Source organism: Paenibacillus cremeus, assembly GCF_007786445.1.
GTDB lineage: Bacteria > Bacillota > Bacilli > Paenibacillales > NBRC-103111 > Paenibacillus_G > Paenibacillus_G cremeus.
On record NZ_VNJI01000027.1, the window covers coordinates 57,661 to 73,270 of the forward strand.

The window sequence follows — 15,610 nt, forward strand, 5'->3', positions numbered from 1 at the left end:
ATTTATAATACTTGTTATGTTGTTACTACATTTTTAATATATTATCATAACAAATTTGTGTCAACATGAATTTGTTTCGAAAGTTGTTTTACTAAACATGAAAACGGTATTACAATAAGGTAAAAGCACTGATTTCTAGTATTTGTCATCCTTTTCCCTACGATTGATGGTCTGGAGGAACTCGTAATGATGGAAGCAAAGCAAGGAACATCATTATATTTTATAGTAAAAGAGAAGCTGCACGAGCTGATCAAAGCCGGCAAGTACAAGATCGGAGACCAGCTGCCGACGGAATCGGAGCTGTGTCAGGAGTATGATGTCAGCCGCACGACGATCCGACTGGCGCTGCAGCAGCTGGAGCTGGAAGGGCACATTCAGCGCATTCAGGGCAAGGGCACCTTCGTTTCCAAGCCCAAAATCCGCGAGTCGCTTACGCCGAACATCCGCACCTTCGTAGAGCAGATGAAGGATCTGGGCATTGCCTCCACCTCCAAGGTTCTCGAGCTGGGAGTCATTCCCGCCGATTATTCGCTGGCCGAGATGCTGCATGTCGAAGAGAAGGATCCGCTGATCAAGCTAGTGCGTATTCGATACGCAGATAACGAGCCGCTCCAGTATGCCACCTCCTACCTGCCGTGGCGCGTCGCCCCCGGACTGATTACGGACGATTGCACAGGCTCGCTCTTCGATCTGCTGCGATCCAAGTACAAGGTGGATATTTACCGCACGGTGGAGTCCATCGAGCCGATCTTGATCGAGCCGCTGGTCAGCGGGCATTTAGAGGTGCCGGCCGGCTCCCCGGCCTTCGCCTTGGAATCTCTCACGTACAACAATCAAGACCAGCCTGTGGAATATTCCTATGGAATCGTCCGCGGCGATCGGTTTAAGTTCACGATGGAGCGTTTTGTGAAGTAGGAAATTGTTTTTAACTATCCCAAGCACAAAGTGGGCGAGCGCACAAATGAACCATCCCAAGAAATTGGCCCTGTTTGCCATCACCTGGCCGCTGTTTATTGAATCCTTCTTGCAAATGTCCATGCGAACTGCGGATACGTTCATGGTCAGCCATGTATCCGATGACGCTGTTGCGGCCGTCGGCGTGTCCACCCAGCTGATTCAGTTTTCCTTTCTGCTGCTGCAAGTCATTTCGGCCGGCACCGCAGTCACGATCTCCCAGTACCTCGGGGCCGGCCGAACGGGGGATGTCCGCCGGTTTGCAGCGGGAGCCCTCACCATCAATTTCGGCTTCGGTCTGCTGCTCAGTGTGGTCATGATCAGCTGCAGCCGCCCGCTGCTCCATCTGTTCGGGCTCTCGGAGGATTTGTTAGGCTTAGCCCAAATTTACTTGTGTACCGTCGGCGGCGCGCTGTTCATTCAAGCGATGAATTTGACGATGTCGGCGATCACTCAAGTGCACGGCTATACCCGCTATACGATGATGGTCAGCATGGGCATGAGCTTGCTCAGCTTAACCGGCAACTCCTTCTTTATTTTCGGTCTATGGGGCGTTCCGAAGCTGGGCGTGCTGGGAGTGGGCATCTCGGCGATCGTGAGCCAGTGCGTTGGGTTTGCCGTGTATATTCTTATTTTGCGCAAGGTGGTCCAATTGAGGCTGGGCATTAAGGAGCTCATCCGATGCAGACTGGAGGATATGCAAAAAATTCTCAGCATCGGTATCCCCACCGGAGGCAACCAGCTGTCGTATGCCGCCAGTCAGCTCGTGACGACCTACTTCATTACCTCGCTTGGCGCGGAGATGCTGTCCACCCGGATTTATACGCAAAATGTGATCTATTTCGTCATGACGCTGGCCATCGCGTTGGGTCGAGGGTCGCAAATCATTATCGGGCGCCTGGTGGGGGCTGGAGAGAAGGAAGAAGCGTACCGGCAGGTGCTTCGGAGTCTAGTGCTCAGCATGCTGCTATCCGTCGGAGCGGTAGGCGTCATCGTGCTGTTTCGAACGCAGCTGATCGGACTGTTTACTCACGACACCAATATGATTACCTTAGGTGCCTTTCTGCTAACCTTGGGCTTTATTCTGGAGCCGGGGCGCTGCTTCAATATTGTCGTGGCCGAGTCGCTGAGGGCGGCCGGGGATGCGCGGTTTATCGTCTTTACGGGGCTGGCGGTCATCTGGGGCATGTGCGTGCCGCTGACCTATTTCATGGGCATTCATTTGGGCTATGGACTCGTGGGGATGTGGTGCGTGTTCATTCTCGATGAATGGGTGCGGGGCATCATTTTATTTTATCGCTGGCGGAGCCGCGCCTGGGAGAAAAAAGCGCTCGTGAAGCCGGAGCCGGCCAGCACGACCGGCAAGCAAGCCACGGTGTAGCCCGCTGCAGATGCGGATATGGATGAGGATTTCCAAGCCCAGTCACATTCTCTTCCGTCAACGAATATAGTGATCGTAAACGTAAGCCGTATAGACTGGAGGCTTATCATGAATGAAAGAACGCTATATTTATTTGATGGGATCAACAAAAGCTCGGTGAAGGACGTCATCGAGAGCATCATTAAAATTAACCAATTCGACGAGGCCAAGGATAAGAAGGAAAAAGACTACAAGCGCACGCCGATCGAGTTAATCATCAACAGCAACGGCGGGAGCGTGTACGACGGACTCGGTTTGATCGATGTGATCGAACACAGCAAGACCCCCGTGCACACGTACGTGTATGGCCTTGCCGCCAGCATGAGTCTGCTCATTGCCGTCAGCGGACACAAGCGGTACAGCGGCCGGTTAAGCACCTTTATGTATCACTCGGTGTCCAATACAATCGGCGGCCATCTGGAGCATCTAAGGAATCGGCTGGATGAGGTGCAGCGGCTGCAAAATATTTATGACGAGTACCTCGTGTCAAAAACGAACTTCAAGCTGGAGGATCTCAAAAGCGTGCAGGACCACCAGCGGGATTGGTTCATGAGCCCCGAAGAAGCGCTGAAGCTGGGCATCGTGGACGAAATGATACAGGGTTGAGCAGCGGATGCGGCTCAACCCTGTTTACATTTTAAAGCGTTGCTTTTTACGCTCGAGCCAGTTTCCGCGCCTCCATGACCAAGTAGAGCACCATGACCGCCAGTACAGCCGCCATGCCGAGAATCGAAGCGTCCGCCGAAGCCCCCCAGGCCGTGATCTTCGTGTAAATCCCCACCCCGAGCAGCATCAGTGCGTTCTCGATGAGGTTCTGTACGGCGATCGTCTTACCGGCGCCCACGCTAAGCTGCCCTTCTTCTTGAAGAGCCGTGTTCATTGGCACGATAAACACGCCGCCGGCGAAGCCGATCACGAGCAGCAGCCCCACGGTGACCGCGGTCAGATGCAAAAACGGGAAGAGCAGCATCGTCACGACCATCGCTCCGCCAAAGCGCCAAGCGTTGTAATAACGCGCCGCCGGCACCAGCTTCGGAGTGGCCAAGCTGCCGGCCATGATGCCGATGCCCGTGACGGCCGTCAGCATCGAGATGCTGTCCAGCGACTGCAGCCCGAGGTGGACCGGCACCCAAGCGATCAGCGCCAGCCGCAGCACCGCCGACGACATCCAGAAGGAGCCGGTGCCGACCAGCGAGAAGCGTGTCTTGCGGCTGCGGAACAGCTTCGTGGTATCCTGGAAGAAGATGACCAGCTCTCTGCCATAGCGAATCGCCGGATTGCGGCTGCCGTAGGGAATCTTCAGCGAAACGACGAGTGCGATCACATAAAGCATCACGCACAGAACCATGCCCAGGCGCAGCGACGACTCCGCCACAATCCCCCCGCAGAGCGAGCCGGTGAGAATGGCCAGGATGGTGAAGCCTTCCATGCGGGCATTCGCCCGGAGCAGCTCCTGGCCGCCCGACGTCAGCTCCGGCAGGATGCCATACTTGGCCGGCGAGTAGATTGCCGCCCCGATGCCGACCACCGCGTAGCTTAGCGCCGGGTCGACCCCGAGCATCAGCAGCACCATGCCGATCGCCTTCACGCCATTGCCGATCAAGAGGACGCGCGACTTGTAATTGCGGTCGGCGAAGGCGCCGACGAACGGCGCGCAGATGACGAAGGAGAGCAGGAAGGCGGCCTGCACCACCCCGATATAAAACTCCGGGAGTGCATTAGCCTTAATGATGGCCAGAGTGACGAACAGTATCATGTTGTCTGCAAACGCAGATAAAAATTGCGAGAAATAAAGGATATTCAGCGGGGCTAGACGTCGGCCTCCAGCCATCAGCTTCGTAGTGCGCTCAGCCGTTTTTTGCGGTGTATTGGTTTCCATCGTAAGTAGGGCACCCCTTTCACATGCGTACATGCATGCGTGCGTGTGATGCAGCTTTTATGCCGCTTCGTTTGTTAGAGCTGTTCAGCCAGCTTTTTTAACGTGACGTAGTCGGTCTTTCCGCTTCCAAGCAGCGGCAGCTTCTCCATCAACTCCACACGTGAAGGCAAGAGCAGAGGCGAATAGCCGCCGGTTGCCGTATACTGCTTCAAATGCGCCACGGACGCCTGTGCTTCCGTCGTAAACAAGATAATGCGCTCGCCCTTGCGCCCGTCGCTGACCGACACCGCGGCATATCCGGTACCTCCCAGCGCTTGCTGAGCTACCTCCTCCACCAGATTGAGCGACACCATCTCGCCGCCGATTTTGGCAAATCGCTTCAGACGGGACACGATGCGGATATACCCCTCCTCATCGATCGTTACGATGTCGCCGCAGTCATACCATCCATCGCGGGGAACAAACCCTTTGCCGTGAATCAGATACCCTTTCATGAGGTTCGGTCCGTCGACCAGCAGGCTGCCGCCCTCCTCGATGCCTTCTACACGCTGCAGCTGATAACGCACACCCGGCAGCAGACGGCCGACCGTGCCCTTGCGATAAGCGAGCGGCGCATTGATGCTCAGAACCGGCGATGCCTCCGTCGTCCCGTAGCCTTCATAAATCCGCAGACCGAATTTGGAGCTCCACAGCTCCATGACCTCCGGCTTCAGCTTCTCTCCCCCAGCCACCACGTACCGCAGCTTGTAAAAGTCATACGGATGCGCCAGCTTCCCATAAGCGAACAGAAAGGTCGAGGTGCCGCACAGGATCGTCGCGTTGCGATCGTAGACGAGCTCGGGGATCACTTTATAATGCAGCGGACTCGGGTACAAGATGACCTTGACCCCGGCGAGCAGCGGCATCAGCGTCCCGGCCGTGAGGCCAAAGCTGTGAAACATCGGCAGCGCGTTAAACAACGTATCTTTGGCGGTAAAATCGTACAGCGACCGCGCCTGCTGAATATTGGCGAACAGGTTGTCATGTCCGAGCACGACGCCCTTTGGCTTGCTCTCGCTGCCGGACGTGAACAGCACTACTTCGGCTGCGCCCGCCGACGCTTTTCTTCCCGTCCAAGCATCCCATAGTCCGCCTAAGCGCTCCATGCTGCCGATCTGCTCCCGAACGTCTTCAAGATAGAGGATTCGGACATGCTTCGCCAGCACCTCCGTAACCGCCTCCAGCTTGCCCTTTTCGACGAACAGCCGGGAGGTGATCAGCGTCCGCACCTCTGCGGTTTCGCAGGCGTCCTGCAAGCTTTGGGCGCCCGCCGAGTAGTTGAGCATCGCCGGGGTTTTGCCCAGCCGCAGCAGCGCGAAGAAGGTGATCACGTGGCCGACCGAGTTCGGCAGCATCAAGCCTACCCGCTGCTCTGCGCCCAGCATCGGCTCAAGCTTCCGGCCGAACACGTACGCCGCCAGGATCAGCTTGCGGTAGCTCAGCGCCAGCGCTTGGTCCGTGCAGACCTCCAGCTGGCTGCCGCTGCGCTTCGACTGCGCCCGCAGCTCGTCGAACAAATTCACGCCGCTGCGAATGCGGCTGGCGGCGAGCTGCTCCTGCAGCGCTCGGAGAATGCGGTCGGCGGCGCGCTCTTTTTGCACGCGCATCGGCACACCGGCTTCCCGCTCCATCCGGAATGGCTCGCCGATATCCAGCTGCACCTCCGGGAACCAGACGGTCTTGATTTTCTCCCCCAGCCGGGACAGCTTGCTGCGCTCAAGGCCGTTGATCGCGATTGGAAACAGCTGCGCCCCCGTGCGAAGCGCGATATAGCCGATCCCCGGGTACACCTTCATAAGCCCGCCGGTGGTGGTCAGCCGCCCTTCCGGGAACATCAGGAGCGGTGTGCCCTGCTGGACGATTTTCACCATGGTGCGAACCGAATACGGATTCAGCGGGTCGACCGTCACATGGCGGAACAGGCTCATGATCGGCCCCAGCTTCCGCGCGATCCCCGTATTGATGACGAAGGTCACCTCTGGCGGCAAGTGTGCCGCAAGCACCACCGCATCAAGGAACGACAGGTGATTCGGCATCAAAATCGTCGCTCCATCAAAATGCAGCCGGGATAATCCGGTCACCCGCAGCCGGAATAGCCACCGGCAAAAAAATCGTACTACAGCGTACACCCTGTTAAGCATTGAAGGTCCCCTCCGTTATAGTAAAGCCCTACTTGTATTAGCATATTCATCCGTTCTGATCCAAGTCTGTATAGTCGCCGTAGGACGTAGGCTTCATTTCAACATGTTCATACTCTTATTGTAATGAATAGAAGCGTTTCGAATAGTACTAACATCCACTAGTACCTCGAGGCTTGAATGAGTCGTTGCAGAACGCTAAATAATTGAATCGGATCGAAGGGCTTTGTCACATAAGCATTCATCCCCGCCTCCAGTACTTTCTCCTGGACTTCCTTCATTGTATCCGCAGTCATGGCTATGATCGGCGTATCCTTCAAATCCTCAAACGCTCTGATCCTTCTAGTTGCCTCATATCCATCCATTCGCGGCATTTGCAAGTCCATAATGATGGCGTCATAGCTCCTGCCTTGAACATATTTAACAGCCTCTTCGCCATTATCCGCCACATCGACATGCATCCCTGCCTCTTTTAGAATCTCTTTGGCTACCAGCTGATTGATCTCGTTATCCTCCACCAGCAAGATGACAGCATCACGAAGTACGGCTAGCTTATCTCCATGGTTGTAGCTGTGCTTCTGCCCTGAGCTCGGTGTGGCTGGCTGAACCAAGGTACTATGGTTATGCTCAAATTGTACAGTGAAAGTAAAACAGCTCCCGCTCCCGGCTTCGCTTTCCACCTGAAGCGTCCCTCCCATGAGTTCTGCAAGATTTTTGCTTATAACCAAACCGAGCCCTGTCCCTCCATATTTACGGGTGGTAGACATATCCGCCTGCGTAAATTCATGAAATAAAAGCTTTTGCTGCTCTGAGGTCATACCAATCCCGGTGTCGCAAACCGAAAAGCTTATTGTAACGTCGCGGTCTCCCATCGAAACTACGGCTGCCGAGACCGATATTTCCCCGGATTCCGTGAATTTTAAAGCATTATTGGTTAAATTGAGCAGGATTTGACTCAGACGGAACGGATCGCCGATGAGCCTTTGCGGAACTTGAGGGTGGATGGAAAAGCGCAGCGTCAAATCTTTTTCATTTGCCTTAAAACTGACCATATTGGAAAGATCGCTCATTACCTGATACAAGTCAAAATCAATCTTTTCCAGCTCTACCTTATTGGCCTCAATTTTTGAAAAGTCCAAAATATCATTAATAATGTTCAACAGACTTTTGGCGGAAATGATGGATTTGCCCACGTAGTTTTTTTGGATATCTGTGAGGTCCGTTTGTTGGAGCAAATAATTGAGGCCGATGACAGCATTGATCGGCGTTCGAATTTCATGACTCATCTGCGCTAGAAATCGGCTTTTAGCTTTGTTGGCATCATCCGCTTCTCTTTTCTGTTTCCAATCGGAAATATCATGAATCGTGGCCACCATTCTCAATTGCCCCTCTAAATCCAAGGGGGAAATCGTAATCGAGTAGCTGCGCAGCTGATCATGCAGCAAATGAATGTCCGTTTCAAACCGCTGCAAGCACCGCTGCCGGGCAGCCTCCTGAAATCGATGGACCCACTCTCCCTCATTTTGAATATGAACCAAATCCATCAGACTTTTCCCCATGATGCGTTCGATTGGAAGCTGCAGCCTATCGCCAAAAATTTTGTTGGCTGATACAATCATACCCTGGGTATCGAAGGAAAGAATAAAGTCGTCGGAATGCTCGACAATCGTGCGGTAGCGTGCCTCGCTTTCCATTAAGTGCCTCTCAGTCTGCTTTCTGTCTGTAATATCGGTACTGCTAAAAATCACTTCGATCACTTGGTCTTGCTCAAACACAGGCTGTAAAACATTAAAGGTTACAAAGCCGTTGAGCCCCGATTCGTAGGTCATTTTTTCTCCTTGAAAAACGCGATCGAGATACTCCTTTAGCATTATTTTGTGTTCCGGGGTAAGGTCGATTTCACTTAGCTTTTTCCCGGCAAGATCCTCCGGTCTTCCCCCCTGTTTATATAGCAATTGCCCTTCGCAAATCGTGTATACGTATTCTCCTTGATCATTCCTGATGATTTTGGCCGATAATCCCGGCTGGAAATGCAGCATCCGCTGAAGCTCCAATTGAATGGAACGGACCCGTTGCTCCAATTGTTCGGTTCGAATTAAATAGGAAAGCAGGTAAGCGATAACCAGGCCCCCCAATAAGTTGAACAGGCTAATGCTGAAAAGAACCTCCAAGGGAATGACTGCCGACAACGTACCGACCACCATCAATACGAGCACGAGACTTAAGAGCGAATACCCCCATTGAAGCCAATACGATTTCAGGCTCTTCGTGACCAGCGCCGCAGCGCAGATGAACAGAATCATGGTGTAAACGGCAATCCATGAAGAAGCGCTGATTGGCGTAATACTCATACGAAAAGCAATGATGAGAGCCCCTGCAAGGCCTGCAGCTCCAAAGCCGCCAAACTGGGCCGCTACCAGCACGGGAATATATCTTAAATCAATGACGGTGGTGGAATTGAGATGGACGCCATAATAGACCAGAATAATTCCAAATCCTCCCTGCAACACCCCTGAGCTGAGCTTATATTTCCAATCTTGAATTATCCTGTTCTTCACCAGAAGCCGACTCGAGAAAAAAATAAACACGGTCATGAAAGCAGCATTCACAATAAGATCCTTCAGCACAGCATACACCGCCAATTCATTATCGTTATACGACAGTATTCGACAGTGGCGTTTTATTCTCCTATGTTCAGTTATCGGGAAATAGGATTTAATCATGAATTAACATTCAAAGCGAATAGGCTGCCGAAAACATCCGGCAGCCGGGGATCAAGCTGAATATTACGCTACTTTTTCACATTCGCCGCTTCCTGCTCCTGAATTTTCTTATTCGCCCGCTCCGCCGCTTCCCGCAGTACGGTGTTCGTATCCTTTTTGTTCGTGACGGATTCGCGGATCCCTACGTTCAGCTCTCCGCTGACAATGGAATTGTATTTGTTAAAAGAACCCAGCTGCGAATAGTTGGTAGGCTGCAGCGCCTTCACGTTCTTGCCCTTATAGAGCTTGTTGTCCGTCCCGAATTGCTCCCGGATGGACTTATTCGACAGTGCGCTGAGGAAGTTGCCTTCCTTAATATTTTTCAGCTGGTATTCATCCGAGGTCAAATAGGAGATCGCCTCGAACGCATCGTCGCGTTTCTCCGCTTGGGAGGTTATGTACCAGTACACCGGGTACGGCTGCGGTCCAGCCTGCGGCGTATCCTTGAACACCGGAAAGGACGCAATGTCAAAATTCATATCGCCCACCTCGGTCTCATTATGCAGCGCAGTCGTAGCGAGGAACATCGCCACATTCCGGTCCTTGAAAAAGCGGTTTCGCTCGTAAGGCTCCGACAGCTGGTTCGTTTTGAACACTTCGTAGCCGGGCAGCCGGTAGAAGCGAAGCAGGTTATCGGTGAAGGATTTCCAGCGGTCGTCCTTGTCCAGCGTCGCTTGCTTATCACTCGTGACCAGCGGAATCGACTGCTGATTCATCAGCGCCAGATGGTTATACGAGGAGCCGAAGCCGTAGTACGAAGCCCCCCCCTCGCTGCGGGTCATTTTTTTGCTGACCTCAAACAGCTCGTCCCACGTCATGCCGTCCTTCGGATACGGAACACCGAACTTATCGAATAAATCCTTGTTGTAATAAATCGCTGATGGCGGGACATATACCGGGAGTCCATAAATGCCGTTCCCCCCGGCCATTTTGCGCGCAGCGTCGACCATCGTCGGTTCGAGCCGGCCCAGGTCATAGTTGTATTTTTTGATGAGCGGTGAGATGTCCGATTGCAAGCCCGTGTCCAAAATGTTCGCCTGCGACGCTCCGATCGAGACGTAAATCAGATCAATCCGCTGGCCTGCCGTAATGAGATCCTGGAGCTTGCCGGTAATGTATTTGATTTTGATATGCGGGAACTTCTTTTGAATTGGATCGCCGAACGTTTTGAAAAATTGATCCTCTGGCCAATCCGCCGGAAACGGATGATACACTACTAGCTCGACCGGCTCTTTCTTGGCTGCGGCGGATGCTGGGGCTGTGGAATCGTCTTTGCTGACAGGCGCAGAGCTTGAGGCCGAGCAGGCCGTCACAAAAAGAGAAGCAGTGAGCATGGTCGCAGCTACGGTGCGAAGGTATGCGTTCTTGCGGTTCATTGAAGAAACCTCCCATATGATGGTTTTTTTCTAAAATTTACCTCTCTGGTGTATTATCGCACGGTTTGTATACGCTTACAATAGGATTTTGGTAATATGACGCCCCCAATTGATTATTTGCCAGGCCGCGAATTCTGTTATCATAGAACATGTTCAATGAAAAAAAGGAAGGTTTCCACCATGAGCTTTCAGCTAACCGAGCGGGTCATCAAGCTGCTGTGCGGCCCGCTTGCCTATACGCAAGGCGAGGCCTACTATCGCGAAAATAAAGTTCAGATCTCGCACGTTGACCCTGATGAGACTCTCTATACGGCAACCGTACAAGGCTCCCGTCTTCATCGCGTGCAGGTCGATATCGATTCGAACGGCGACGTCTTCCCGGATTGCACATGTCCTGCCTATCAATCCTCGGAGCGCAACTGCAAGCATATCGCCGCCGTGCTGCTTGCCATTCATGATCGGCTGCACGACGGGGATGCGCCGGTGCGATCTTATGCCGGCAGCTCGCGAGACGGTTTCGATACCGGTACGCTGGTTCGTCGGTATGGCGGTGCGAGCGCCAAAGCGCTGCGCGAGGCAGCCCAAACCGAGCTGATGGACAGCGTGCTGGAGCTGTTCGACGAGCGACCGCAGCGGGCCATCGGCACGCGTACGCTGATCGATTCCAGAACGCCGCTGGAGGTAGAATTCACCTGCAAGCCGATGTCTTACGGCTATCGGAGGCTCATGTTCGCGATTGAGCTGAAGGTTGGCCCCAAGCGCCTCTACATCGTGCAAAAAATTCGCGCATTTCTGGAGCAGCTGGATCGTGGAGAAGCGTTTGTGTTTTCCAAGCATTTTACCTACGATCCAAAGCTTCACCGCTTTCGGCCGGAGCAGGAAGCCATTCTCAAGCAGTTGATTCAGGTGTATGCGAACGAAAAGCTGTACCGCGAAGCGGCCTCGGGCTATTCTTCCGCTGCCTCCAGCGGGGGTGGAGAGCGGCTGCTGCTGCTTCCTCCGGCCGCATGGGATGTCCTTCTCCCCTTGCTGGCTGCGGCCCCATCAGTCCGGTTCGAACAGGACAGCGTTACTTATGAGGGGCTTCGCGTTTCAGACGAGCCGCTGCCGCTGCAGTTTGAGTTCGACGAAGCCGCGAGCGACAGCTGCCGTCTGGAGGTGCAAGGGCTGGAGCAGCTGACGGTGATGGAGCCTTATGGCATGGTCATTGCCGAAGGAAAGCTGGTCCGGCTGCCTCCTGCGGAGTGCAAGCGTCTGGCAGAGCTCAAGCTTACGCTCGAGGAGTACGGTCAGCGGCATCTCCGAATTTCGGCGGAGCATGTCGAGCCGTTCATGGAAAAGGTCATTCCCGGGCTCATGAAGCTGGGCAATGTGCGAATTGCTCAGGCGGTGTCCGAACGGATCGTGCATACGCCGCTCCAAGCGAAGCTGTATTTGGACCGGGTGAGAGACCGTCTCTTGGCCGGGCTGGAGTTTCACTACGGGGATATTGTAATCCAGCCGCTGGACACCGCTTCGCGTAAGCGCAGCGAAGGCCGCATCCTGATGCGCGACGGCGAGCAGGAGCAGCGTATTCTGGAGCTGATGGAGCAAGCGGGCTTCGCCCAGACCGAAGGCGGCTATTTCACGGAGGACGAGGAAGCGGAATATACGTTTTTGTATCACATCGTTCCCCAATTGGAAAAGCTGGTCTCCGTCTACGCCACCTCTGCCGTCAAAATCCGGCTGTTCACCGAGCATGCCCCGGTAAAAGTCAACGTGGACGTGGATGAGCGGACGGATTGGCTCGAATTCAAGTTCGACATGACCGGCATTCCTGAAGCCGATATTCGCCAGCTGCTGAAGTCGCTCGAGGAGAAGCGCAGGTATTACCGCCTGCCGAACGGCGCATTACTGCCGCTGGAGAGCAAAGAGTTTCAAGAGCTCGTCCGGTTCATGAACGAAGTCGGGATCCGACAGGCGGATTTGAAGGGCTCGCAGCTTCGTCTTCCGGCTGTTCGCGGGCTTCATCTAATGGACGCCGAGCAGGAGCTGCGCCAGGGGCACACCGTAAAGCTCGGCAAATCGCTGCGGCAGCTGCTGGATAACATGCGGAACCCGGATAACCTGGACTTTCCTGTACCGAACCCTCTGGCCTCCGTGCTGAGGGATTATCAGAAGCTGGGCTACCAGTGGCTGAAGACGCTCGCGCATTACCGGTTCGGCGGCATTTTGGCGGACGATATGGGGCTGGGCAAAACGCTGCAGAGCATCGCGTTTCTCGTCTCGGTGCTGCCGGAGATCCGGGAGAGTCAGCAGCCCGCGCTGATCGTCTCCCCAGCGTCGCTCGTGTACAATTGGCGCAATGAATTGGCCAAATTCGCCCCCGACGTTCGAGCCGTCATCGCCGATGGCAGCCGGGAGGAACGCAGCGGTAAGCTGAAAGCTTTGAATGAGGCTCAGCCGCCGGACGTGATCATCACCTCCTATCCGCTGCTGCGCCGGGATATCGACTTGTACGTGGAGTCGACGTTTCACACCCTCATTTTGGATGAAGCGCAGGTGTTTAAAAACTACACCACCCAAACCGCTCAAGCGGTAAAAGAGCTGCAGGCCCGATACCGGTTCGCCCTCACGGGAACCCCGGTGGAAAATGCGCTGGAGGAGCTTTGGTCCATATTTGATGCGGTATTCCCGGAGCTGTTCTCCGGCCGAAAAGCGTTCCAGGAGCTCTCCCGGGAAGCCGTCGCGAAGCGGGCCCGTCCATTCCTGCTGCGCCGGGTTAAAAGCGATGTGCTGAAGGAGCTGCCGGAGAAGATCGAGACGCTGCAAGCCGCCGAGCTGCTTCCGGAGCAGAAGAAGCTGTACGTGGCGTACTTGGCCCAGCTGCGGCAGGAGACGCTGAAGCATTTGAACGAAGAGGGCCTGCAGAAGCATCGGATCAAAATTTTGGCCGGTCTGACCCGGCTTCGCCAGCTTTGCTGCCATCCCGCCCTGTTCGTCGAGGGCTACCGCGGAGGCTCCGCCAAGTTCGAGCAGCTGATGGACATTGTCGAGGAGTGCCGCAGCGCTGGGAAGCGGATGCTGGTGTTCTCCCAGTTTACGGAGATGCTCGGCTTGATCGGGCGGGAGCTTGGGCTTCGGGGCGTGCCGCATTTTTACTTGGACGGCCAAACCCCTGCCGCAGAGCGGGTAGAGCTGTGCAGCCGCTTTAACGCAGGGGAACGGGACCTGTTCCTCATCTCGCTGAAGGCGGGCGGCACTGGACTGAACTTGACTGGCGCGGATACGGTGCTGCTCTATGATCTGTGGTGGAACCCCGCCGTGGAGCAGCAGGCAGCCGATCGCGCGCACCGCATCGGGCAGAAGAACGTCGTACAGGTCATTCGGCTGGTCGCGCAAGGCACCGTGGAAGAAAAAATGTTCGCGCTGCAGCAGCGCAAGAAGAACCTGATCGAGGAAGTGATTCAGCCGGGTCACGAGGCGCTATCCTCCCTGACGGAGCAGGATATTCGGGAGCTGCTTATGATTTGAAGGATTGGATTGATTCTTGTTAGCCCTGGCCAGCCTGGTCAGGGCCTGTTTTTCATATTGGAAAACTCCTCTCTCATATGCTTAAGCATCAGGTATAGTCATGACTAGGAGCCCGTCCGAAGGACAGACTCCACAGAGAGGAGATTTTGACCCATGAATAATCGACCCTGGACTCCGCGGGCCTTCGGAGGGGGCGCGATTCCCCAGCCGATCCGGACAGTGGACGGCGCCGGAGCCACCGATCTTGGTCCTCGCGACGTCATGCGTGATATGGAAAATCCAGACATGCTGGTCCCTCCCGTCACCGATAACGGCGGGATGCCCAACCTGAAGTTTTCGTTCTCCGATACGCACATGCAGCTGAACCAAGGCGGCTGGTCGCGTGAGGTAACGGTGCGGGAGCTGCCGATCGCCACGACGCTCGCCGGCGTGAACATGCGGCTGACGCCGGGCGGCGTGCGCGAACTGCACTGGCACAAGCAATCGGAGTGGGCCTATATGATCCTCGGCCGCGCGAGAGTCACCGCTGTCGATCAAGACGGGCGGAATTTTATCGCTGATGTCGGTCCTGGCGACCTGTGGTTTTTTCCACCCGGCATCCCGCATTCGATTCAAGGACTGGAGGAAGGCTGCGAGTTTCTGCTCGTGTTCGACGACGGCGCCTTCTCCGATCTCGACACGTTCTCGATCACCGACTGGTTCGCGCACACGCCTAAGGATGTGCTGTCGGGAAACTTCGGCGTGCCGGAGAGCGCGTTTTCCACCATTCCTAACAATCAAGTGTATATCTTCCAAGCGCCCGTCCCCGGCTCGATGAACAGCCAGGAAGTCGACTCCCCGTACGGCCCCGTGCCGCGAGCCTTTACGCACCAGCTGCTGGCCCAGGAGCCGATCGTCACGCCCGGCGGGACGGTGCGCATCGTCGATTCCTCCAATTTCCCCGTCTCGACCACCATCGCCGCTGCCCTGGTGGAGATCAAGCCGGGCGGCATGCGCGAAATGCACTGGCACCCAAACAACGACGAGTGGCAGTACTACCTCACCGGCACGGCACGGATGACCGCGTTCGCCGCGAACGGCAAAGCGCGTACATTTGACTATCGGGCCGGCGATGTCGGCTATGTCCCGTTCGCCTTCGGCCATTATATCCAGAACACCGGCGACCAGAGCGTCTGGTTTCTGGAAATGTTCCAAAGCGATCGATTCGCCGACATCTCGCTCAATCAATGGATGGCGCTCACGCCGCACGAGCTCGTCCAGCAGAATTTGCGCGCCACTCCGGAGCTGATGAACGCGCTGCGCAAGGAGAAGTGGCCGGTTGTGAAGTATACCGCCACCGCCGGGGCCACGGATACGAACAAGCCGAAGTAAGTAGTTTTCACCCGCGCCGGAGCGCTCCGACGCGGCTTTTCCGCTTGCGGCGATTTCCCCTCCTGAAAAAATAAAAACCGCCCTCCGCTCTCGCAGCCATTTTCCAAATGACTAGCAAAGAGACAGACGGCGTGTGCTTACGTGTCTATGTTACCTAC

Annotated in this window: 9 protein-coding genes; 5 read left to right on the top strand and 4 right to left on the bottom strand. The window is 55.1% G+C overall.

Going from position 1 to position 15,610, the window contains the following annotated elements; genetic code table 11:
- The first annotated feature begins 186 nt into the window (after window positions 1-186).
- The 3 genes from FPZ49_RS20410 (at window position 187) to FPZ49_RS20420 (ending at window position 2,980) form a co-directional block, all read left to right on the top strand.
- Window positions 187-915, top strand: a complete 729-nt coding sequence (locus FPZ49_RS20410) for a GntR family transcriptional regulator (RefSeq protein ID WP_144850370.1) — start codon at window positions 187-189, stop codon at window positions 913-915.
- 46 nt (window positions 916-961) lie between these two features.
- Window positions 962-2,335 (top strand): MATE family efflux transporter, encoded by a 1,374-nt coding sequence (locus tag FPZ49_RS20415; RefSeq protein ID WP_144850372.1) that lies wholly within the window; start codon window positions 962-964, stop codon window positions 2,333-2,335.
- A gap of 108 nt (window positions 2,336-2,443) precedes the next feature.
- A complete protein-coding gene (locus tag FPZ49_RS20420; protein ID WP_186445952.1) occupies window positions 2,444-2,980 on the top strand; it encodes an ATP-dependent Clp protease proteolytic subunit in 537 nt (178 codons plus the stop codon).
- Between the two features lie 46 nt (window positions 2,981-3,026).
- On the opposite strand, the gene lplT is transcribed toward FPZ49_RS20420, so the two are convergent.
- The 4 genes from lplT to FPZ49_RS20440 all read right to left on the bottom strand — a co-directional run bounded on the left by lplT (window position 3,027) and on the right by FPZ49_RS20440 (window position 10,568).
- The gene (gene lplT, locus FPZ49_RS20425; protein WP_186445953.1) at window positions 3,027-4,253 is read right to left on the bottom strand and encodes a lysophospholipid transporter LplT; all 1,227 of its coding nucleotides are present in this window, start codon (window positions 4,251-4,253) and stop codon (window positions 3,027-3,029) included.
- Between the two features lie 74 nt (window positions 4,254-4,327).
- Window positions 4,328-6,433, bottom strand: a complete 2,106-nt coding sequence (locus tag FPZ49_RS20430; RefSeq protein WP_144850378.1) for an AMP-binding protein — start codon at window positions 6,431-6,433, stop codon at window positions 4,328-4,330.
- 158 nt (window positions 6,434-6,591) lie between these two features.
- Entirely contained in the window at window positions 6,592-9,057 is a 2,466-nt protein-coding gene (locus FPZ49_RS20435; RefSeq protein ID WP_222429934.1) for a response regulator, read from the bottom strand.
- A 164-nt stretch (window positions 9,058-9,221) separates the two neighbouring features.
- Window positions 9,222-10,568: an ABC transporter substrate-binding protein gene (locus FPZ49_RS20440; RefSeq protein WP_144850382.1), complete on the bottom strand. Its 1,347-nt coding sequence runs from the start codon at window positions 10,566-10,568 to the stop codon at window positions 9,222-9,224.
- 180 nt (window positions 10,569-10,748) lie between these two features.
- Here FPZ49_RS20440 and FPZ49_RS20445 point away from each other — a divergent pair, with 180 nt between their 5' ends.
- Both FPZ49_RS20445 and FPZ49_RS20450 read left to right on the top strand, forming a co-directional pair.
- The gene (locus tag FPZ49_RS20445) at window positions 10,749-14,081 is read left to right on the top strand and encodes a DEAD/DEAH box helicase (protein WP_144850384.1); all 3,333 of its coding nucleotides are present in this window, start codon (window positions 10,749-10,751) and stop codon (window positions 14,079-14,081) included.
- Between the two features lie 153 nt (window positions 14,082-14,234).
- Window positions 14,235-15,452 carry an oxalate decarboxylase family bicupin gene (locus FPZ49_RS20450; RefSeq protein ID WP_144850386.1) on the top strand — a complete coding sequence of 406 codons (1,218 nt, stop codon included), beginning with the start codon at window positions 14,235-14,237 and terminating at the stop codon, window positions 15,450-15,452.
- Window positions 15,453-15,610 lie beyond the last annotated feature (158 nt).